Origin of the sequence: Burkholderia sp. BCC1998 (assembly GCF_905339875.1) — a bacterium.
Taxonomy (GTDB): Bacteria; Pseudomonadota; Gammaproteobacteria; order Burkholderiales; family Burkholderiaceae; genus Burkholderia.
Window position 1 is genome coordinate 41,722 of record NZ_CAJPHE010000028.1, and the last position, 20,811, is coordinate 62,532.

Annotated in this window: 14 protein-coding genes; 6 read left to right on the top strand and 8 right to left on the bottom strand. The window is 65.1% G+C overall.

Annotated features, from left to right (window positions below; all coding sequences use genetic code 11):
• Positions 1–74: 74 nt before the first annotated feature.
• The 4 genes from U5A56_RS32585 to U5A56_RS32600 all read right to left on the bottom strand — a co-directional run bounded on the left by U5A56_RS32585 (position 75) and on the right by U5A56_RS32600 (position 5,007).
• Positions 75–1,634, bottom strand: a complete 1,560-nt coding sequence (locus U5A56_RS32585; RefSeq protein ID WP_044846030.1) for a DHA2 family efflux MFS transporter permease subunit — start codon at positions 1,632–1,634, stop codon at positions 75–77.
• Positions 1,635–1,661: 27 nt separating this feature from the next.
• Positions 1,662–2,879, bottom strand: coding sequence for an efflux RND transporter periplasmic adaptor subunit (locus U5A56_RS32590; RefSeq protein WP_044846029.1), 1,218 nt, complete (start codon positions 2,877–2,879; stop codon positions 1,662–1,664).
• A 52-nt stretch (positions 2,880–2,931) separates the two neighbouring features.
• Positions 2,932–4,428, bottom strand: coding sequence for an efflux transporter outer membrane subunit (locus tag U5A56_RS32595; protein ID WP_124488904.1), 1,497 nt, complete (start codon positions 4,426–4,428; stop codon positions 2,932–2,934).
• An 87-nt stretch (positions 4,429–4,515) separates the two neighbouring features.
• Complete coding sequence (locus tag U5A56_RS32600; RefSeq protein ID WP_014897211.1) at positions 4,516–5,007, bottom strand: MarR family winged helix-turn-helix transcriptional regulator; 492 nt, start codon at positions 5,005–5,007, stop codon at positions 4,516–4,518.
• Positions 5,008–5,341: 334 nt separating this feature from the next.
• On the opposite strand from U5A56_RS32600, the gene typA reads away from it, so the two are divergent.
• The 6 genes from typA to U5A56_RS32630 all read left to right on the top strand — a co-directional run bounded on the left by typA (position 5,342) and on the right by U5A56_RS32630 (position 15,028).
• The gene (typA, locus tag U5A56_RS32605; protein ID WP_044846027.1) at positions 5,342–7,168 is read left to right on the top strand and encodes a translational GTPase TypA; all 1,827 of its coding nucleotides are present in this window, start codon (positions 5,342–5,344) and stop codon (positions 7,166–7,168) included.
• A 318-nt stretch (positions 7,169–7,486) separates the two neighbouring features.
• Positions 7,487–10,351, top strand: coding sequence for a 2-oxoglutarate dehydrogenase E1 component (locus U5A56_RS32610; protein WP_044846026.1), 2,865 nt, complete (start codon positions 7,487–7,489; stop codon positions 10,349–10,351).
• A gap of 136 nt (positions 10,352–10,487) precedes the next feature.
• Positions 10,488–11,765, top strand: coding sequence for a 2-oxoglutarate dehydrogenase complex dihydrolipoyllysine-residue succinyltransferase (gene odhB / locus U5A56_RS32615; protein ID WP_044846025.1), 1,278 nt, complete (start codon positions 10,488–10,490; stop codon positions 11,763–11,765).
• Between the two features lie 81 nt (positions 11,766–11,846).
• Entirely contained in the window at positions 11,847–13,277 is a 1,431-nt protein-coding gene (lpdA, locus tag U5A56_RS32620; RefSeq protein WP_321926637.1) for a dihydrolipoyl dehydrogenase, read from the top strand.
• 98 nt (positions 13,278–13,375) lie between these two features.
• On the top strand, positions 13,376–14,473 hold the full coding sequence (gene zapE / locus U5A56_RS32625; protein WP_044846023.1) for a cell division protein ZapE: 1,098 nt from the start codon (positions 13,376–13,378) through the stop codon (positions 14,471–14,473).
• A 144-nt stretch (positions 14,474–14,617) separates the two neighbouring features.
• A complete protein-coding gene (locus U5A56_RS32630; RefSeq protein WP_044846022.1) occupies positions 14,618–15,028 on the top strand; it encodes a transposase in 411 nt (136 codons plus the stop codon).
• A gap of 103 nt (positions 15,029–15,131) precedes the next feature.
• Here the strand turns inward: U5A56_RS32630 and U5A56_RS32635 are convergent, their stop codons facing one another.
• The 4 genes from U5A56_RS32635 to U5A56_RS32650 all read right to left on the bottom strand — a co-directional run bounded on the left by U5A56_RS32635 (position 15,132) and on the right by U5A56_RS32650 (position 20,425).
• A complete protein-coding gene (locus tag U5A56_RS32635; RefSeq protein WP_044846021.1) occupies positions 15,132–15,593 on the bottom strand; it encodes a DUF2147 domain-containing protein in 462 nt (153 codons plus the stop codon).
• Between the two features lie 166 nt (positions 15,594–15,759).
• Positions 15,760–17,445 (bottom strand): ShlB/FhaC/HecB family hemolysin secretion/activation protein, encoded by a 1,686-nt coding sequence (locus U5A56_RS32640; RefSeq protein WP_044846020.1) that lies wholly within the window; start codon positions 17,443–17,445, stop codon positions 15,760–15,762.
• A gap of 144 nt (positions 17,446–17,589) precedes the next feature.
• Positions 17,590–18,939, bottom strand: a complete 1,350-nt coding sequence (locus tag U5A56_RS32645) for a collagen-like triple helix repeat-containing protein (protein WP_321926639.1) — start codon at positions 18,937–18,939, stop codon at positions 17,590–17,592.
• A gap of 40 nt (positions 18,940–18,979) precedes the next feature.
• Positions 18,980–20,425: a collagen-like triple helix repeat-containing protein gene (locus U5A56_RS32650; protein WP_321926640.1), complete on the bottom strand. Its 1,446-nt coding sequence runs from the start codon at positions 20,423–20,425 to the stop codon at positions 18,980–18,982.
• Positions 20,426–20,811: the final 386 nt, after the last annotated feature.

Consider the following 20,811-nt stretch of genomic DNA (forward strand, 5'->3'; position numbering starts at 1 on the left):
CGTCGTCGGAACGAAAAAAACCCGGTCGATTTCGACCGGGTTTTTTGTTTGGCGCGCTCGTTCGAGCGCGGTGCTCAGTGTGCAGCCGACGCCGCCGCACCCGCATCGCCGCCGCCCGCGCGCTCCGGCTTCGTGATCCAGATCAGTCCGATCAGCAGCACGAAGATCGCCGCCGAGATGTAGAACAGGTCGTTCACGCCGAGTTGCGCGGCCTGCTGCGTGGCCATGTTGTTGATGAGGCCGTGCGCCTGGTCCTGCGTCAGCCCGAGGCTGCGCATCTGCGTGACGGCCTGGTTGAACGTCGGGTTGTACGGGTTCGCCTGCTCGACCAACTGCGCGTGATGGAAGTTGTTGCGGTGGTCCCACGCGGTCTGGAAGATCGATGTGCCGATGCCGCCGCACATGATCCGCACGAAGTTCGACAGGCCGGACGCCGCGGGAATGCGGTTGCCGGGCAGGCCGGACAGCGTGATCGACACGAGCGGGATGAAGAAGCCCGCCATCGCGATACCCTGCACGAGCGTCGGCAGCGTCAGCGACCATTCGTCGACGCCCGTCGTGTATCGCGAACGCATCCAGAAGCACAGCGCAAACGTCAGGAACGACGCCGTCGAGATGAAGCGGGGATCGGTACGCGGCAGATACTTCCCGGTGAGTGGCGACAACAGGATCGCGAACAACCCGACCGGCGCCATCACGAGGCCGGCGTCGGTCGCGGTGTAGCCGATTTGCGTCTGCAGCCACAGCGGCAACAGCACGAGATTGCCGAAGTACAGGCCGTACCCGATCGACAGTGCGACTGTGCCGCCGGTGAAGTTCCGCATGCGGAACAGCGACAGGTCGACGACCGGGTGCTCGGCGGTCAGCTCCCAGATCACGAAGAACGCGAACGCAATGACAGCGGTCAGCGCGAGCACGATGATGGTCGTCGACGCGAACCAGTCGAGATCCTTGCCCTTGTCGAGCATGATCTGCAGCGAGCCGACCCAGATGACCAGCAGCGCGAGGCCCACGCCGTCGATCGGCGCGCGGCGCACGGCCGACTCCCGATTGCGATAGATCGCCCACGTCGCAGCGGCGGCGGCGATGCCGACCGGGATGTTGACGTAGAAGATCCACGGCCACGAATAGTTGTCCGAGATCCAGCCGCCGAGAATCGGGCCCGCGACGGGCGCGATCAGCGTCGTCATCGCCCATAGTGCGAGCGCCATCGGTGCCTTCGCGCGCGGATAGCTCGACAGCAGGAGCGCTTGCGACAGCGGAATCATCGGGCCCGCGACCGCGCCCTGCAGCACGCGCGAGCCGAGCAGGAACGGCAGGTTCGGCGACAGCCCGCACATCCACGACGAGATGACGAACAGGATGATCGACGCGAGGAACAGGCGGACCTGACCGAAGCGGTCGGTCAGCCAGCCCGTCAGCGGCACGGAGATCGCGTTCGCGACGGCGAACGACGTGATGACCCACGTACCCTGGTCGGACGACACGCCGAGGTCGCCCGAGATGGTCGGAATCGCGACGTTCGCGATGGACGTGTCGAGCACGTTCATGAACACCGCGAGCGATACCGCGATCGTCCCGAGCACGAGTTGCCCGCCCTGCAGCGGCGGGTGGGAGACAGGAGCCTGTGCCATGTCGATAGTTTTCCGGAGTCGGAACCGTTACATCATCTTGGCGGCGGCGTTCGACTTCGCCGCGGCCGGTGCCGGCGCGTTGCCGCCGGCGTTCTCGGCGATGATGCGCGCGATCTCGGCGTCGGCTTCGTCGCCGTACTTCGCGAACACGTTCGTTTCGTAGACCGTGTTCTGCGCGTTGGCGAGCTGGTCGCCGCGCTCGTCCTTGATGTCGACGTCGACCTGCATCGACAGGCCGATGCGCAGCGGATGCTTCTCGAGTTCCTTCGGATCGATCTCGATACGCACCGGCAGGCGCTGCACGACCTTGATCCAGTTGCCCGTCGCGTTCTGCGCCGGCAGCAGCGAGAACGCCGAACCCGTGCCGGCCGAGAAGCCGACGACCTTGCCGTGGTAGACGGCCGACGAGCCGTAGATGTCGGCGGTCAATTCGACCGGCTGGCCGATGCGCATGTGCTTGAGCTGGACTTCCTTGAAGTTCGCGTCGACCCACACCGCGTTCAGCGGCACGACCGACATCAGCGGGTTGCCCGGCGACACGCGCTGGCCGACCTGAACCGAGCGCTTCGCAACATAGCCGGTGACCGGTGCGGGCAGCACGTTACGCGCGTTCGCGAGGTACGCGTCGCGAACCTTCGCTGCCGCGGCCATCACGTTCGGGTGCGACGCGATCGTCGTGTTCGCGGTCAGTGCGCGGTTCGATGCGAGCTGCTGTTGCGCCGCGTCGACCGACGCCTGCGCGGCGCGCACCGCGTCGCGTGCATGGGAGATTTCTTCCTGCGACACGGCGCCCGTCTGCGCGACGGCCATCCGGCGGCGCAGGTCGTCCTGCGCCTTCGACAGGTCGGACTGGCGCAGCGCGACTTGCGCGCGGTACTGGTCGTCGTTGACGAACAGGCCGCGCACCTGGCGCACCGTTTGCGCGAGGTTGGCCTCGGCCTGCTGCAGCGCGACCTGCGAGTCGGCCGGGTCGAGCACGACCAGCGGATCGCCGGCCTTGACCGTCTGCGTATCGTCGGCCTTCACGGCGATCACGGTACCCGTGACCTGCGGCGTGATCTGCACGACGTTGCCGTTCACGTATGCGTCGTCCGTCTCTTCATGGAAGCGCGCGACGAGGAAGTAGTACAGACCGTACGCGATGGCCGCGATCACGATGACCGCGATCAGCAGCGTCATCATCCGTTTGCGCTTCCCGTTGTTCTGCGGCTGTGCGCTGGCGGCGTTTTGTTGAGGGTCGCTCATGGCGATTTTCTCCGTCCGTTATTTCGAGTGTCTGCGTAGTGGTGGCGCCGGATCAGTTGGCGGCCTGTCTTGTCTGCTTGTCGGCGTCGGGCGCGGCGAGCCGCGTGCCGGTCGCGTCGAACCCGCCGCCGAGCGCCTTGATCAGCGCGAGCTGCATGTCGCGCCGGCGCATCTTCAGGTTGGTCACCGTCTGTTCCGATGCGAGGCGGTTGGTGTCCGCGGTCAGCACCTGGAGCTGCGGCGACAGGCCGGCCTTGTAGCGGATCACGGCGAGGTCGTACGCCCGCGTCGACGCATCGAGCGCACGCTGCGCGTCATCCATCTGGCGATCGACCGCACGGATCGACGCGACCTGCGTCGCGACGTCGTTCAGCGCGCTGATCAGCGTCTGGTTGTAGTTCGCGACCGACAGGTCGAAGTCCGCGTAGCGGCCCTTGAGCTGCGCGCGCAACGCACCGGCATCGAAGATCGGCAGGTGGATGGCCGGCCCGAACTGCGCCTGGCGGCTCGCGAAATTCAGGAATTTGCCCCAGCCGAACGCATCGAAGCCGAAGCCGGCCGCGAGGTTCACGTCGGGGAAGAATTCGGCCTTCGCTTCCTTCACGTCGTGCATCGCGGCCTCGACCTGCCAGCGCGCGGCGACGATGTCGGGGCGGCGCGACACGAGGTCGGCCGGCAGGTTGCCGGGCAGTGCGACTTCGCCGGTCGGGTTCATCACCGGCGCGGCGATCTGCAGTCCGCGATCCGGCCCCTTGCCGAGCAGCGCGGCGAGCTGGTAGCGCACGGTCGTGATCTGGCCGTCGAGGTCGGACAGCGATGCCTGGGTCGTCGCGATGTTGCCGCGCGCCGTCTGGCGTTCCACGTTGGTGTCGAGACCGGCCGACACGCGGCCGTCGGTGATCCTGCCGACCGTCTGGCGGTTGGCGATCTCGCGCTGCGCGATGTCGCGCAGCGCATACAGCTGGGCGAGCGAGTTGTAGGTGCGGGCCACCGACGACGCGAGCGTGATGCGCGCCTGTTGCATGTCGGCCTCGGCGGCCTTTTCCTGCGACACGGCGGTGTGCAGGCGCTCGCGGTTCTTGCCCCACAGGTCGAGATCCCACGACGCGCTCGCGAGTGCGTTGTTCTCGCTGTACCACTGGCCGCCGTACGGGGGCGGGAACAGCGCGTTCGACGAATACAGCTCGCGTGTCCACGAGTAGCTGGCTTCGGCTTTCGGCATCAGGTTCGAGCGCGACGACTCGATGTACGACGACGCCTTCGCGATGCGCGCCTGTGCCTGCGCGATCGACGGGTTGCCCTGGAGCGCCTCGTCGATCAGCTTCGGCAACTGCGGATCGCCGAACTGGTTGGCCCAGTCGAGCGCCGGCCACTGGCCGCCCTGGGCCGGCAGGCTCTGGGCGGTTTCGAATTGCGATGCGGGTGCGATCTGCTTGTCGCTCTTGATGCCGATGTAGTTTGCGCAGCCCGCCAGCGCCAGCGCGGCAACCGCGGCGGCGACGGCGGCGCGGCACGACCCGGCGCGCACGGACAACGGGGAGGATTTCATCGCGCTGTTCCCTGACTCGGAATGAATGATGGACACTGCAAGGATTTCCTTACATTAATCTGTCAAAAGTAATTGTTATGGCAACTATTACGTGATGCTGCCGCCCGCGGTTTCGCAGTAGTTGCTGAGAATGCGGCGCAACATGCTCTTCAGGAACCCGACTTCTTCCGGCGTAAATCCGTCCAGCAGCTCGTCGAGCACGCTGCGGAACACCGGCGGCAGACGCTCGGCAAGCGCGCGGCCTTCATCGGTCAGCTCGAGCCGTACGACCCGTCGATCCTCGATGCTGCGCACGCGGGACAGCAGGCCGCGTTTCTCGACGCGATCGAGCAGGCGCGTGACCGCGCTCGCGTCGATCCCGTATTCCCGAGCGAGTTCGGCGGCCGTCGAGCACTTTCCGACGGCGATCATGAACAGCATGCTCGCCTGCGTGCCCGTAATGCCGAGCTCTTCCTGCGTGCGCTGCGTGACGAGGTTGGTCATCACCGACTTCACACGCGACATCAGATAACCGACGCTGTCGTTCATCTGATACGAGGACAGCGGCGAAACGGGCGGTTGGGAAGGAGAATCCGACATAAAACCCTGAAGCTGCAATAGTTGACTAGGCAGTAGTATAGGCGCTATTTGCTTGCCGCGGCAAATATTAATCGAACGAGCGGGCGGGCGCTGCGCGGCCCGAAATTCCCTTGCGGGCGTCAGGGTCTTCGTTCGTGGGCGGTGTGTCGGCAGGCGGAATCGCCCTCTGCGAGGCGAGGGCGGGGCGCATCATCTTTCGCGTTGCAACACACGGTCCGGCTCTCGACATTCTCACGTGCTATAATTTGAGGCTTTCCAAGCTGCAACGCGCGCGCACGTGTCCCGGTGACTGACGAGCGTGCGCGTTTGCGCGTTCAACGATTTCCAGGTTTCTATGACCCGCGCCCTTCGCAATATCGCCATCATCGCTCACGTCGACCACGGCAAGACCACGCTCGTCGACCAACTGCTCCGCCAGTCCGGCACCTTCCGCGAGAACCAGCAGATTGCCGAGCGAGTGATGGACTCGAACGACATCGAAAAAGAGCGCGGGATCACGATTCTCGCGAAGAACTGCGCGGTCGAATACGAAGGCACGCACATCAACATCGTCGACACGCCGGGGCACGCGGACTTCGGTGGCGAGGTGGAGCGTGTGCTGTCGATGGTCGACTCGGTGCTGCTGCTCGTCGACGCGGTCGAGGGCCCGATGCCGCAAACGCGCTTCGTCACGAAGAAGGCGCTGGCGCTCGGCCTGAAGCCGATCGTGGTCGTCAACAAGATCGACCGTCCGGGCGCGCGGATCGACTGGGTCATCAACCAGACCTTCGACCTGTTCGACAAGCTCGGCGCGACCGAAGAGCAGCTCGACTTCCCGATCGTCTACGCATCGGGCCTGAACGGCTATGCGTCGCTCGATCCGGCGACCCGCGAAGGCGACATGCGCCCGCTGTTCGAGGCGATCCTCGCGCACGTGCCGGTTCGCCCGGCCGATCCGGAAGCGCCGCTGCAACTCCAGATCACGTCGCTCGACTACTCGACGTACGTCGGCCGGATCGGCGTCGGCCGCATCACGCGCGGCCGCATCAAGCCGGGCCAGCCGGTCGTGATGCGCTTCGGTCCGGAAGGCGACGTGCTGAACCGCAAGATCAACCAGGTGCTGTCGTTCAAGGGCCTCGAGCGCGTGCAGGTCGAGTCGGCCGAAGCCGGCGACATCGTGCTGATCAACGGTATTGAAGACGTCGGCATCGGCGCGACGATCTGCGCGGTCGACACGCCGGAAGCGCTGCCGATGATCACGGTCGATGAGCCGACGCTGACGATGAACTTCCTCGTCAACTCGTCGCCGCTGGCCGGCCGCGAAGGCAAGTTCGTGACGAGCCGCCAGATCCGCGACCGCCTGATGAAGGAACTGAACCACAACGTCGCGCTGCGCGTGAAGGACACGGGCGACGAAACGGTGTTCGAAGTGTCGGGCCGCGGCGAACTGCACCTGACGATTCTCGTCGAGAACATGCGCCGTGAAGGGTATGAGCTGGCCGTGTCGCGTCCGCGCGTCGTGATGCAGGAAATCGACGGTGTGCGCCACGAGCCGTACGAGCTGCTGACGGTCGACGTCGAAGACGAACACCAGGGCGGTGTGATGGAAGAGCTCGGTCGCCGCAAGGGCGAAATGCTCGACATGGCATCGGACGGCCGCGGCCGCACGCGCCTGGAATACAAGATCTCGGCACGTGGCCTGATCGGCTTCCAGAGCGAATTCCTGACGCTCACGCGCGGCACGGGCCTGATGAGCCACATCTTCGACTCGTACGCACCGGTCAAGGACGGCTCGGTCTTTGAGCGCCGCAACGGCGTGCTGATCTCGCAGGATGACGGCGCCGCGGTCGCCTACGCACTGTGGAAGCTGCAGGATCGCGGCCGCATGTTCGTGAAGCCGGGCGATGCGCTGTATGAGGGCATGATCATCGGCATCCACAGCCGCGACAACGACCTCGTCGTGAACCCGATCAAGGGCAAGCAACTGACCAACGTGCGCGCGTCGGGCACCGACGAAGCCGTGCGCCTCGTGCCGCCGGTCCAGATGTCGCTCGAATACGCGGTCGAATTCATCGACGACGACGAACTCGTGGAAGTGACGCCGCAGTCGATCCGCCTGCGCAAGCGCTTCCTGAAGGAGCACGAGCGTCGCCGCGCGAGCCGCGAAGGCGCGGTCGACTAAGCATCGGCTGTTCCCGTGCATGACGAAAAAGGCTGCCTTCGGGCGGCCTTTTTTTGCATCTGCGCGATGCGCAATCGGGCGGGCTGCAAAACACTGTTCCCGCGGGTCGTGGCAATCCGGCAAAACCCCGTCGCGCGGTGCTTTCGGGCACATTTCGTCGTGAACTTCGGTAACGGTTCTGTGATATGCTGCGCGCACGCAAGTTTTAGGTCCTTCCAAGCAAGACTTGATTCGCAATCCGCTAAACGGTCAGGCCGTGTCGCGGAAGGTTGAGTAACCCGCTATTTCTCGAGAAGCTCGAAGAAAGGTGAGCGTAAAATGTCAGATGTAATGAAGCAGTTTCAGCTGAACTCCTATCTGTTCGGCGGCAATGCTTCGTACGTTGAAGAACTGTACGATGCATACCTCAACAATCCGGCATCGGTGCCGGAGAACTGGCGAGAGTATTTCGACGCGCTGCAGAACGTGCCTGCAACCGACGGCTCGAATGCCAATGACGTCGCTCATTTTCCGATCGTCGAATCGTTCGCCGAGCGCGCGAAGGCCAATGCCTTCATCCCGCGCGAAAGCACCAGCAATCTGGCGACCGCGCGCAAGCAGGTCCACGTCCAGTCCCTCATCAGCGCATATCGCTTCCTCGGCTCGCAATGGGCCAATCTGGATCCGCTGAAGCGTCGCGAACGTCCCGCCATTCCCGAACTCGAACCCGCGTTCTACGACTTCTCCGAAGGCGACCTCGACCAGACGTACAGCGCAAGCAACCTGTATTTCGGCTTCGACCAGGCTTCGCTGCGCGACATCGTCAAGGGCCTGCGTGACACGTATTGCGGCACGATCGGCGCCGAATACATGTACATCAGCGATCCGGAGCAGAAGCGCTGGTGGCAGGAGCGCCTGGAATCGACCCGCGCGACGCCGTCCTTCTCGATCGACAAGAAGAAGCACATCCTGAATCGCCTGACGGCAGCGGAAGGCCTCGAGCGCTATCTGCACACCAAGTACGTCGGTCAGAAGCGCTTCTCGCTCGAAGGCGGCGAAAGCTTCATCGCGGCGATGGACGAAGTCGTCCAGCACGCGGGCAAGCGCGGCGTGCAGGAAATCATCATCGGCATGGCCCACCGCGGCCGTCTGAACGTGCTGGTCAACACGCTGGGCAAGATGCCGGCCGACCTGTTCGCCGAATTCGAAGGCAAGCACGTCGACGACCTGCCGGCCGGTGACGTGAAGTACCACAAGGGCTTCTCGTCGGACGTGTCGACCGAAGGCGGTCCGGTCCACCTGTCGCTCGCGTTCAACCCGTCGCACCTCGAAATCGTGAACCCGGTGGTCGAAGGTTCCGCGAAGGCGCGGATGGACCGTCGCGGCGACGAAGACGGCCTGCAAGTGCTGCCGGTGCAGATCCACGGCGACGCGGCCTTCGCCGGCCAGGGCGTCGTGATGGAAACGCTGAACCTCGCGCAGACGCGCGGTTACGGCACGCACGGCACGCTGCACATCGTCATCAACAACCAGATCGGCTTCACGACGTCGGACCCGCGCGATGCGCGCTCGACGCTGTACTGTACCGACGTGGTCAAGATGATCGAAGCGCCGGTGCTGCACGTGAACGGCGACGATCCGGAAGCCGTCGTGCTCGCGATCCAGATCGCGATCGACTACCGGATGCAGTTCCACAAGGATGTCGTGATCGACATCGTCTGCTTCCGCAAGCTGGGTCACAACGAGCAGGACACGCCGGCGGTCACGCAGCCGCTGATGTACAAGAAGATCGCGCAGCACCCGGGCACCCGTGCGCTGTATGCCGAGAAGCTCGTGCAGCAGGGCGTGATCACCGCGGAAGACGCCGACAACTACGTGAAGGCGTACCGCAAGGCGATGGACGACGGCCACCACACCGTCGATCCGGTCCTGTCGAACTACAAGAGCAAGTACGCGGTCGACTGGGTTCCGTTCCTGAACCGCAAGTGGACGGACGCAGCCGATACGGCCGTGCCGCTCGCCGAACTGAAGCGCCTCGGCGAACGCATCACGACGGTCCCGGAAAACTTCAAGGTCCACCCGCTCGTCGAGCGCGTGATCAACGACCGCCGCAACATGGCGCGCGGCGACCAGCCGCTCGACTGGGGCATGGGCGAACACCTCGCGTTCGCGTCGCTCGTCGCATCGGGCTACTCGGTGCGCCTGACGGGCCAGGACTCGGGCCGCGGCACGTTCACGCACCGTCACGCGGTGCTGCACGACCAGAACCGCGAGCGCTGGAACGACGGCACGTACGTGCCGCTGCAGAACATCGCCGACGGTCAGGCGAAGTTCACGGTGATCGACTCGGTGCTGTCCGAAGAAGCGGTGCTGGGCTTCGAATACGGTTACTCGACCGCCGAGCCGAACACGCTCGTGCTGTGGGAAGCGCAGTTCGGCGACTTCGTCAACGGCGCGCAGGTCGTGATCGACCAGTTCATCTCGTCGGGCGAAGTGAAGTGGGGCCGCGTGTCGGGTCTCACGATGCTGCTGCCGCACGGCTACGAAGGCCAGGGTCCGGAACACTCGTCGACGCGTATCGAGCGTTTCCTGCAACTGTGTGCCGATCACAACATGCAGGTCGTCCAGCCGACGACGCCGGCGCAGATTTTCCACCTGCTGCGTCGCCAGATGATCCGCCTGTTCCGCAAGCCGCTGATCGTCGCCACGCCGAAGTCGCTGCTGCGTCACAAGGAAGCGGTGTCGGACCTGTCGGAACTCGCGAAGGGTTCGTTCCAGCCGGTGCTGGGCGAAACCGACGGCGGCATCGACGCGAAGAAGGTCAAGCGCGTGCTGGCTTGCTCGGGCCGCGTGTACTACGACCTCGTCGCGCATCGCCGCGAAGCGAAGGCGAACGACGTCGCGATCATCCGTATCGAGCAGCTGTATCCGTTCGCGCACAAGCAGTTCGAAGCCGAAATGAAGAAGTACGAGAACGCGACTGAAGTGGTCTGGGTGCAGGACGAGCCGCAGAACCAGGGTCCCTGGTTCTACGTCGAGCACCACCTGAAGGAAGGCATGAAGGAAGGGCAGAAGCTGGCATACAGCGGCCGTCCGGCTTCGGCCTCGCCGGCGGTTGGCTACTACGCGAAGCACTACGAGCAGCAGAAGGCCCTCATCGAAGGTGCATTCGGCCGCCTGAAGAGCGCATCGATCGCGAAATAACCGACGTCAAGCGAAACGGGAAGGCGCACTGCGCTTTCCCGTCTCTTTTGGCCTGCCGGGCGCGTCGCGCGCCGCACCGGCCGAAGGAATCGCACGAACCTCGTCATACCCCAGATTAAGCATCCAGGAAAATCACATGGCTATCGTAGAAGTCAAAGTCCCCCAGCTTTCGGAGTCGGTTTCGGAAGCCACCATGCTGCAGTGGAAGAAGAAGCCGGGCGAAGCAGTCGCGCAGGACGAAATCCTGATCGAACTCGAGACCGACAAGGTCGTGCTCGAAGTGCCGGCACCGGCCGCGGGCGTGCTCGCGCAAGTGCTGCAGAACGACGGTGACACCGTGGTCGCCGACCAGATCATCGCGACGATCGACACCGAAGCGAAGGCAGGTGCTGCCGAAGCAGCGGCAGGCGCCGCCGAAGTGAAGCCGGCGGCAGCCCCTGCTGCAGCCGCACCGGCAGCACAGCCGGCTGTCGCGACCGCGTCGAGCTCGGCCGCCGCATCGCCGGCCGCAGCGAAGCTGCTGGCCGAGAAGGGCCTGTCGGCAGGCGACGTCGCAGGTTCGGGCCGTGACGGCCGTGTCACGAAGGGCGACGCGCTGGCCGCAGGCAGCGCACCGAAAGCTGCTCCGGCCGCCGCACCGGCGAAGGCCGCTGCTGCGAAGCCGGCGCTGCCGGAAGTGAAGGTGCCGGCATCGGCAGCGACGTGGCTGAACGATCGTCCGGAACAGCGCGTGCCGATGTCGCGCCTGCGTGCGCGTATCGCCGAGCGCCTGCTCGAGTCGCAGCAGACCAACGCGATCCTGACGACGTTCAACGAAGTGAACATGGCTCCGGTCATGGAACTGCGCAACAAGTACAAGGACAAGTTCGAGAAGGAACATGGCGTGAAGCTCGGCTTCATGTCGTTCTTCGTGAAGGCGGCCGTGCACGCGCTGAAGAAGTTCCCGCTGGTGAACGCGTCGATCGACGGTAACGACATCGTCTACCACGGCTACTTCGACATCGGTATCGCGGTCGGTTCGCCGCGCGGCCTGGTCGTGCCGATCCTGCGCAACGCCGATCAACTGAGCCTCGCCGAGATCGAGAAGAAGATCGCCGAATTCGGCCAGAAGGCGAAGGACGGCAAGCTGTCGATCGAGGAAATGACGGGCGGTACGTTCTCGATCTCGAACGGCGGCGTGTTCGGCTCGATGCTGTCGACCCCGATCATCAACCCGCCGCAATCGGCCATCCTCGGCGTGCACGCGACGAAGGAACGCCCGGTTGTCGAAAACGGCCAGATCGTGATCCGTCCGATCAACTACCTGGCCCTGTCGTACGACCACCGCATCATCGACGGCCGCGAAGCAGTCCTGTCGCTCGTCGCGATGAAGGATGCGCTGGAAGATCCGGCACGCCTGCTGCTCGACCTGTAAGCCGAGTCTCACTGCATTGACCCGCCCCGCACGCTCGCGCACTTGCGCGAGCGTGCGGGCGTACAAGTAGAAAGGATTGTCATGTCCAAGGAATTTGACGTCGTCGTGATCGGCGCCGGCCCCGGCGGCTACATCGCCGCGATTCGCGCCGCGCAGCTCGGCAAGACCGTTGCCTGTATCGAGAAGTGGAAGAACCCGGCCGGCGCGCTGAAGCTCGGCGGTACCTGCCTGAACGTCGGCTGCATCCCGTCGAAGGCGCTGCTCGCCTCGTCGGAAGAGTTCGAGAACACGTCGCATCACCTGGCCGACCACGGCATCACGGTCGACGGCGTGAAGATCGACGTCGCGAAGATGCTCGGCCGCAAGGATGCGATCGTCGAGAAGATGACGAGCGGGATCGAGTTCCTGTTCAAGAAGAACAAGATCACCTGGCTGAAGGGCCATGGCAAGTTCACCGGCAAGACCGATGCCGGCGTGCAGATCGAAGTGAGCGGCGAGGGTGAAACCGAAGTCGTCACCGCGAAGAACGTGATCATCGCGACGGGCTCGAAGGCGCGTCACCTGCCGGGTATCCCGGTCGACAACAAGATCGTGTCGGACAACGAAGGTGCGCTGACGTTCGACTCGGTGCCGAAGAAGCTCGCCGTGATCGGCGCAGGCGTGATCGGCCTCGAGCTCGGCTCGGTGTGGCGTCGCCTGGGTGCCGAAGTGACGGTGCTCGAAGCGCTGCCGGCATTCCTCGGCGCAGCCGACGAAGCGCTCGCGAAGGAAGCGGCCAAGCTGTTCAAGAAGCAGGGCCTCGACATCCATCTCGGCGTGAAGATCGGCGAAGTGAAGACGACCGCCGACGGCGTGTCGATCGCTTACACGGACAAGGACGGCAACGCGCAGACGCTCGACGCCGACCGCCTGATCGTGTCGGTCGGCCGCGTGCCGAACACCGACAACCTCGGCCTCGCGGCAATCGGCCTGAAGGCGAACGAGCGTGGCTTCATCGACGTGGACGACCACTGCCGTACCGCGGTGCCGAACGTCTACGCGATCGGCGACGTGGTGCGCGGCCCGATGCTCGCGCACAAGGCGGAAGACGAAGGCGTGCTGGTCGCGGAAGTGATCGACGGCCAGAAGCCGCACATCGACTACAACTGCATTCCGTGGGTGATCTACACGTACCCGGAAATCGCATGGGTCGGCAAGACGGAACAGCAGCTGAAGGCCGAAGGCCGCGAGATCAAGTCGGGCAAGTTCCCGTTCTCGATCAACGGCCGCGCGCTCGGCATGAACGCGCCGGACGGTTTCGTGAAGATGATCGCGGACGCGAAGACCGACGAACTGCTCGGCGTGCACGTGATCGCCGCGAACGCGTCGGACCTGATCGCGGAAGCCGTGGTGGCGATGGAGTTCAAGGCGGCGTCGGAAGACATCGCCCGCATCTGCCATCCGCACCCGTCGATGTCGGAAGTGATGCGCGAAGCGGCGCTCGCCGTCGACAAGCGCTCGCTGAACAGCTGAGCGCGGTATAGCGCCGGCCGGCCATTGGCCGGTGCAGCCGTCTCATGACGAAGGCGGGCGGGGGTTTCCCGCTCGCCTTCGTTTTTCCGGTTTGCCCGATGAACGTCACCGAATACTACACGCGCGAACTGACCACGCGCGGCTATCAGTCCGATCCCGCCCAGCGCGCGGCCGTCGATCGCCTGCAGCGCTGTTTCGACGAGTGGGTCGAGTACAAGGCGCGTCGCTCGAACGCGTTCAAGAAGCTCATCAATCATCCGGACCTCCCGCGCGGCGTCTACATGTGGGGCGGCGTCGGCCGCGGCAAGAGCTTCCTGATGGACAGCTTCTATGCGGTGGTGCCCGTGCAGCGCAAGACGCGCCTGCATTTCCACGAATTCATGCGTGAAGTCCACCGCGAACTCGAGGAGCTGAAAGGGCAGGCCGATCCGCTCGACGAGCTCGCGCGGCGCATCGCGAAACGCTACCGGCTGATCTGTTTCGACGAATTCCACGTGTCGGACATCGCCGACGCGATGATCCTGTACCGGCTGCTCGATCGCCTCTTCAACAACGGCGTGCAGTTCGTGATGACGTCCAACTACGATCCCGACGATCTGTATCCCGATGGCCTGCATCGCGACCGCATGCTGCCGGCGATCGCGCTGATCAAGCAAAAGCTCGACGTGCTGAACGTCGACGCGGGCGTCGACTATCGCCAGCGCACGCTGGCGCAGGTGCAGATGTACCACACGCCGCTCGGCGCGGACGCCGATCGCGAACTGCGTCATGCGTTCGCGAAGCTCGCCGCGGTGCCGGACGAAAGCCCGATCCTGCATATCGAGAAGCGCGAGTTGAAGGCGCTGCGCAAGGCAGACGGCGTCGTCTGGTTCGATTTCGCGACGCTGTGCGGCGGCCCGCGTTCACAGAACGACTATCTCGAGCTTGCCAGCCGCTTCCATGCGATCGTGCTGTCGGAAGTGCCGCAGATGTCGCCGCGGATGGCGTCCGAGGCGCGGCGCTTCACCTGGCTCATCGACGTGCTGTACGACCACAAGGTCAAGCTGCTGATGTCCGCGGCGGTGCCGGCGGAGCAGCTGTACGTCGAAGGGCCGATGGCGAACGAGTTCACGCGCACGGTGTCGCGGATCGTCGAGATGCAGTCGAAGGAATACCTCGAAACGCCGCGTCGTATCGTCGATACTTCGCTGACCTGATCGCGGTTGCCGGCGAGCGGCGGGCTTCAAAGGTCAATTCCGGTCAAATTCCCGCAATCTCCGGGTATTTTCGGACTTGTCTTATGTTCACGGTTGAGGTCAGCCGATATCGTTGCGTCATGGTTCCCAAGGCTGGAGATATCCATGACACCGTATCGCGATCTGACCGACCATGAGTGGCGCTGCGTCGCGCCGTTTTTGCCCGAAATGCAGCCGCGCACCGAGTTGCGCGGCCGACCATTGGCCAACACACGCGCCGTCCTGAACGGCGTGCTGTGGATCATCTATAGCGGCGCGACCTGGTCCGCGATGCCGCGTCGTTACCCTTCGTACCAAACCTGCCACCGCCGTTTCAAGGTCTGGCACGAGACCGGCACGCTGCGGCAGGTGATGCACGCGCTGTATGGCGACGCAGGCGCGAATCTGTGCGACCAGCTGGCCACGCGGATGCGCAAGCACGCGCAATCGAAGGCGGCGGCGGTACGCAGTGCCGTGGCGCCGGTCTATCGCACGCCGCGCAGCTACACGGCGGATGCGCTGAAGCGCGCAGCGTGATGTCGATCGGTTTCATGCACGTCGGCGTCAAAACAAAATCGGCCTGACGACGTCGTCGCAGGCCGATTTTTTTATCGCGTCGCGCGTGTCGACGCGCGTTGCGTCATTGTGCGCGAACCCAGGTCTGCGACCGGCCGAGCAGCGATACGCCGATATAGCCGCGCACGACGAGCTTCTGGCCGCCGTCTTCGAGCGACATCTTGCACTTGTAGACCTTGCCGTTCTCCGGGTCGAGAATGTTGCCGCCGTCCCAGTGATCGCCGTCCTTCTTCATCGCCTTGATGATCGTCATGCCCTTGATGAGCTGATCCTTGCGCTCGTCCGTGCATGCGGTGCAGCGGCGATCGGGCGTGTCATTGGCGCCGAGGCCTTTGACGACCTTGCCCGACAGCGAGCCTTCGCCGTCGTCGGCGATCTGCACGAGCGCCTTCGGCTGATGCGTGTTGTCGTCGATCGTCTGCCACATGCCGACGGGGCTGTCGGCCTGGGCGAAGGTGGGGGCGGCGCAAGCGAGCAGGGCACTCGCGATGGCCAGTGCGCGCAACGGGCGGGTCAGTTGAATCATCGTCTTCCTCCTTGTTTCATGTCGTGTTCGATGTGCCCGCACGACCGTCTGCATGGGGCGGTGGCATGTTGCGAGCTTTGCCAGAATACGTGAAACCGCACGCCGCGTTTGATAGAGGGGGTTCTAATCCAAACGGCCCGCGAGACGCAGGCTGTCTGGTGACCGATCAGTTGAGCTGATACGAGAACGCGGCATTCACGCGCGGGCTGCGCGATGCGCTTTCAACCGGTGCATCGCCGACCGGCTTCGCGATGTTCAGATCGAGACTGTAGTAGCGGCTGTCGGTAAACCGCACGCCGATACCGACCGACGACAGGCGGCTCGGCGACGGCGTGCCGGTATGCAGGTACACGCGCGCCATGTCGTACGCGATGTACGGCGTGATCGATTTCATGTACGTCCAGCCCGGCGTGAATCCGCGGTTGACCTCCAGCGACATCCCCCAGCCCGAGTCGCCCGACGTTTCGCCGGGCTGGTAGCCGAGCGCATAGCGCGTCGAACCGAACGAGATCTGCTCCGACGTCGGCAGCGAGTCGGGGCTGTACTGGCCGGTCAGCGAGACCGACGTGCCGATCTTGAACGGCCATTCATTGGTTTGCGTGAAGGTCGCGCCGGTGCGCACGAACGTCAGCGAGATCGGGCTGTCCACTGACGTCGTGTTCGAGCCGATCGTGATGTCCTGCGATTTCGACGCGCCGAGAATGTTGAAGCCCTTCGCGACGTTCACGCTCAGCTTCTGTACCTGCTTGGCCGATACGCTCGTGTAGTCGAGCTGCATCTGCAGCACGCGGACCTGCGAGCGTGTATCGATGCTGTTGCCGCTGATCTTGTTCTGGTAGCGGTCTTCGTTGTGCGACGCATAGCCCGACACGGTGCCGAGCAGGCTGCGCTGGTTGTTCAGCAGCAACGGATAGGATGCCGAAAGACCGAGCTTCTCGTTCTTGACGGTGCGCTCGACGGTCGACGGCAGGCCCGGGTTGTCGGTCGGCTTGCCGCGATACGTGCTGGCGTCGAGGCGCGTGACCAGGCCGCTGCTGCCGACCGGCACGGCGCCGCTGAATGCGACGTAGGTCTGCTTGTCGCGTCCGGGCGGCACCAGCGCGGAAATGCTCAATTGCTCGCCGAACGACGTGAGGCCGTTCTCCGTTGCGGTGATGAGCCCCTGCACGCCCGGGTGATTGAAATCGATGCCGGTGCTGATGTTGAATGCCTTGCGGTCGACGGCCAGTTCGAGCGTCGTTGCGCCGTCGGTCGTCTGCGGCGGTGGCACGTTGGCCTTCACCGACACGCCGGGCAGGAGGCCGAACGTGTTCACGTAGCGTTCGAACGTCGCGCGGCGCAGCGGGCGATCGGCCGTGATGTGCGCGGCGATCGCGCGGATCTTCGATTCCATCGCGCCGGGCTTGCCGGTCACCTTGACGTCCGACACATAGCCTTCGACGACCGTGACGCGCACGACGCCGTTCTCGAACGTCTGCGCGGGAATGAACGCGAACGACAGCGCATAGCCGCGATCCTGGTACAGCTTGGTCACGCCGTTGGCGGTTTCGATCAGCTCGCCGATCGTGATGTCCTTGCCGACGAGGGGCGTGAAGCGACGCGAGATTTCGTCGAACGGCACTGACTTCACGCCTTCCACCTGGAACGTCGTCGGCGTCAGGTGCCGCGACAGCAGTTCCTGCAGTTGCGGTGCCTGCGGCGCGACCTGCACGGTGACGCTCGGGCCTTTCTGCGGTGCGTTGATCTGGGGGAGGGAATCGAGCGGGTTACCTGCCGCGCGCGTTTGTGCATGTGCCGTGCCTGCCGCCGCGATAGCGAGCAGCATCATCCATCTGTCGAGTCTGGATTTCATTGTTCTTCCTCGTAGGCCTTGCTTTTCGTCTTCTTTCTAATGCGGGCGCGCGACACCAGGGTGTCGCGCGCCGCGTGCCGCATTGCCGGTTGTATTGGTACGGCCGCGCCTCCTGCTCCGGCTGCAAAGGCGCGATCGTCCTCCTTACTTGCCGACGCTACCCAGCGTGCCCAGCAGCCCCGTGACCGGTGCCAGCAGACCCGTCGAACTGCCCGACGATGCCGCGCCCGTCACGCTGCCGACCAGCGACGTGACTGGTGCGAGCGGGCTCGACGAACCCCCGGTTCCCGCTGCACCGCCGACTGTTCCGGTGACAGTATTCAGCAAACCGGTGACGGGCGCGAGAGGGTTTGCCCCGCCTGCACCACCCGTTGCGCCGCCCAGCGTGCCCGTGACCGTCGACACGAGGCCCGTGACGGGCGCGAGCGGATTGCTGCCCGAGCTGCCCGTTGCGCCGCCGACCGCACCCGTGAGCGAACCGAGCGGCGTCGAGCCGAGGCCGGACAGCAGGCCGCCGAGCGGGTTCGTCGAGCCGGAACCCGACGACGTGCCGTTCTGGACCGTAGCCGTCGAGCCGCCGACGAGGCTGGTGAGCAGGCCGGGGATCGGTGCCGCGCCGTTCGGACCGTTCGGGTACACGAGGCCGCCCGCGTTGGTCACGGTGTTGCCGACCGCGGTGACGAGCTGGCCGACGTCGCCGACGAGCGGCTGGTTAGACGTGCTTGCGACCTTCGTGCCCGCCGAGCTGATTGCACCGCCGACCTGACCGAGCAGGCCCGACACGGGCTGCCCGAGGCCGGTGGTCGTGCCGACCTGTTGCGTGACCTGGCCAGCGGTGATCACCAGCGGCGTGATCGCCGAGCTGAGCGGCTGCGTAACCTGCTGCACGGCACCCGACGACAGCGTCGAACCGATCGTCGTGCCGGCTGCCGACAGGCCGTTGGCAACCGTGTCGAGCACGGTTCCGACCGGCGTCGTGACAGGGGCGAGCGGCGCGAGCTGACCCGTGCCGAGCGCCTTGACCGTCGAACTCAGCCCGGACACGGTGTTGCTCGTCGCGCCGACGACGTTCCCGAGGCCTGCGACCGTCGTGCCGACGGGATCCTTGATCGAGCCGGTCTGTCCCAGCCCGTTGCTCAACGCATCGGCAGCCGCGTTGATGATCGTGCCGGTGCTCGAGACGGTGCTGCCGACACCCTTCGTCACGCCGTCGCCGAGGCCGGGCACGCTGATGTTGCCGACCGTGCTGCCGAGGTCGGTTGCCGTCTGGCCGATCGTGCTGACAGCGCCCTTGGTGCCGGTGGACGAGCCGCTGGTGCCGCTCGTACCACTGGTGCCGCTCGTGCCGCTGCTGCTGCCGGCATTGCTGCTCGTCGGCGGCGTGCTGACGCTGTTGCCGCCGCAGGCGGCCAGCAGGCACGCTGCGGCGAAAGCGGTGAGGGGCGCGCGCCATTGGCGCAGGGCGGCCGTCGTGATGGAACGTTGCTGGGACATGATGGACTCCTCGCTGTCTTGTCGATGAATGGATGTTCGATTACTTGCCGTGCGTGCCGCCGAGCAGGCCGCCGAGCAGCGACGTGACAGGCGCGAGCGGGTTCGAGCCCGAGCCCGAATTCGTGACGGCGCCCGTGGTGCCGCTCAGTGCCGGGGCACCGACCGTGCTGGTGACCGCGGACACGGCGCCCGTCACGGGAGCGAGCGGGTTGCTGCCGCCCGCGCCGCCCGTTGCGCCGCCGAGCGCGCCGGTAACCGTGGAGACGAGGCCGGTGACCGGAGTGAGCGGACCGCCGCTCGTGCCACCCGTTGCGCCGCCGAGTGCGCCGGTGACGGTGGAGACGAGGCCGGTGACTGGAGCGAGCGGGCCGCCGCTCGTACCGCCCGTTGCGCCGCCGAGCGTGCCGGTGACGGTCGTGAGCAGGCCCGTGAGCGGCGCGAGCGGATTGGTCGCGCCGCCGGTGGCGCCCGTGAGCAGGCCGCCGACGGCCTTCATGGTATTGCCGGTCGACGAGACAGTGCTGCCGAGGCCGGTCGTGACGGGATTGCCGCCCGTCGACGCAATCACCGCGCCGGCCTGGTTCAGGCCGTTGCCGATCGTGCCGAGCAGCGTGTTGACAGGGGCGCCGAGGCCGGTGGCCGTCCCGATCGTCTGCGCCGTCTGACCGACCATCGTCGTGATCGGCGTGATCGCCGAGCTGACCGTCTGCGTGACCTGCTGGATCGGGCCGGTCGACAGCACGTTGGACAGCGTGGTGCCGCCGTTCGAAACCGCGTTGCCGACCTGCGTCACGAGGCCGCCGACGGCGCCGGTGACGGGAGCGAGTGGCGACAACGGGCCGCTGCCGAGGCTCGTGACCAGGTTGCCGGTCTGCGTGACTGCGCCGCCGAGCTGGTTCACCACGCCGCCGGTGCTGGCGACCGTGACGCCGACCGGGTCTTTCGTTGCGCCGAGCTGGCCGAGGCCGTTGCCGAGGCCATTGCCGAGTGCAGTGACCGCGCCGCCGACGTTCTGGATGATGCCGCCCGCCGCTTGCGTCGTGGCCGGGTTGACGCCGGGCAACGACTGGCCGGCGACGACGCCGCCGAGGTTTGACACGGTGCCACCGAGATTGGTGACGAGATTGCTGCCGCTTGCGAGGACCTGACCCACTGCGTTCGACGACACACCGGAGGTGCCGCTCGTGCCGCTGGACGTTCCGCTCGTCGTGCCGCTGGTGCTGCCGCTCGTCGAGCCGCTCGTGCTGCCGCTGGTCGAGCCGCTGGTGCCGCCCGACGTGCTGCCGCTCGTCGAACCGGACGTGCCGCCCGAGGTACCGCCGCCCGACGTGGAGATCGAGTCGCCGCCGCCCGAGCTGGAGCCGCCGCTGAGCCCCTTGCTGATGGAGCCGGAGCCGCCGCACGCGGAGAGGGAAAGCATGGCTGCCACGGTGGCCGCGATCATAGTCGTCCGGAGCGTGCCATGAGGGATAACCTGAATGTCCATTTCGTCCTCGCATTGAAGCTGATGTTGTGTTGAGTGATGCGGGGATTACTCTGCAACTGTCGTGCCATTTCGATGGCCGACAGTTCGACGATTGGTTTTAAACGGGGCAATTCCTTGTCGGAAAAGGGATTTAGGCAAACTGAAAGATTGTTGAATCTGTTTAAGAACGGTCGAATGAGAACGGTTTCGGCCGTTTCGTAACGTAACGTCACAACAATGGCGTTACGCGTGCGGCGTAACGTGGGCGGGCGTGCAGGCCTGGCGGGTGGTCCGGCTGTTTTACTGATGGATTAGGTGTGCACATCTAACCTATCGTAAGTCCTATGTGTAAGTCGTACCGAAACGCCGTACAAATACGGCTGTGCTCCCGGAAAGTTTTTTCGATC

What these genes read in the sequence shown, in the direction of transcription:
- U5A56_RS32585 (WP_044846030.1), bottom strand. Translation starts at nt 1,634, where the DNA reads ATGGCACAGGCTCCTGTCTCCCACCCGCCGCTGCAGGGCGGGCAACTC.
- U5A56_RS32590 (WP_044846029.1), bottom strand. Translation starts at nt 2,879, where the DNA reads ATGAGCGACCCTCAACAAAACGCCGCCAGCGCACAGCCGCAGAACAAC.
- U5A56_RS32595 (WP_124488904.1), bottom strand. Translation starts at nt 4,428, where the DNA reads ATGAAATCCTCCCCGTTGTCCGTGCGCGCCGGGTCGTGCCGCGCCGCC.
- U5A56_RS32600 (WP_014897211.1), bottom strand. Translation starts at nt 5,007, where the DNA reads ATGTCGGATTCTCCTTCCCAACCGCCCGTTTCGCCGCTGTCCTCGTAT.
- typA (WP_044846027.1), top strand. Translation starts at nt 5,342, where the DNA reads ATGACCCGCGCCCTTCGCAATATCGCCATCATCGCTCACGTCGACCAC.
- U5A56_RS32610 (WP_044846026.1), top strand. Translation starts at nt 7,487, where the DNA reads ATGTCAGATGTAATGAAGCAGTTTCAGCTGAACTCCTATCTGTTCGGC.
- odhB (WP_044846025.1), top strand. Translation starts at nt 10,488, where the DNA reads ATGGCTATCGTAGAAGTCAAAGTCCCCCAGCTTTCGGAGTCGGTTTCG.
- lpdA (WP_321926637.1), top strand. Translation starts at nt 11,847, where the DNA reads ATGTCCAAGGAATTTGACGTCGTCGTGATCGGCGCCGGCCCCGGCGGC.
- zapE (WP_044846023.1), top strand. Translation starts at nt 13,376, where the DNA reads ATGAACGTCACCGAATACTACACGCGCGAACTGACCACGCGCGGCTAT.
- U5A56_RS32630 (WP_044846022.1), top strand. Translation starts at nt 14,618, where the DNA reads ATGACACCGTATCGCGATCTGACCGACCATGAGTGGCGCTGCGTCGCG.
- U5A56_RS32635 (WP_044846021.1), bottom strand. Translation starts at nt 15,593, where the DNA reads ATGATTCAACTGACCCGCCCGTTGCGCGCACTGGCCATCGCGAGTGCC.
- U5A56_RS32640 (WP_044846020.1), bottom strand. Translation starts at nt 17,445, where the DNA reads ATGAAATCCAGACTCGACAGATGGATGATGCTGCTCGCTATCGCGGCG.
- U5A56_RS32645 (WP_321926639.1), bottom strand. Translation starts at nt 18,939, where the DNA reads ATGTCCCAGCAACGTTCCATCACGACGGCCGCCCTGCGCCAATGGCGC.
- U5A56_RS32650 (WP_321926640.1), bottom strand. Translation starts at nt 20,425, where the DNA reads ATGGACATTCAGGTTATCCCTCATGGCACGCTCCGGACGACTATGATC.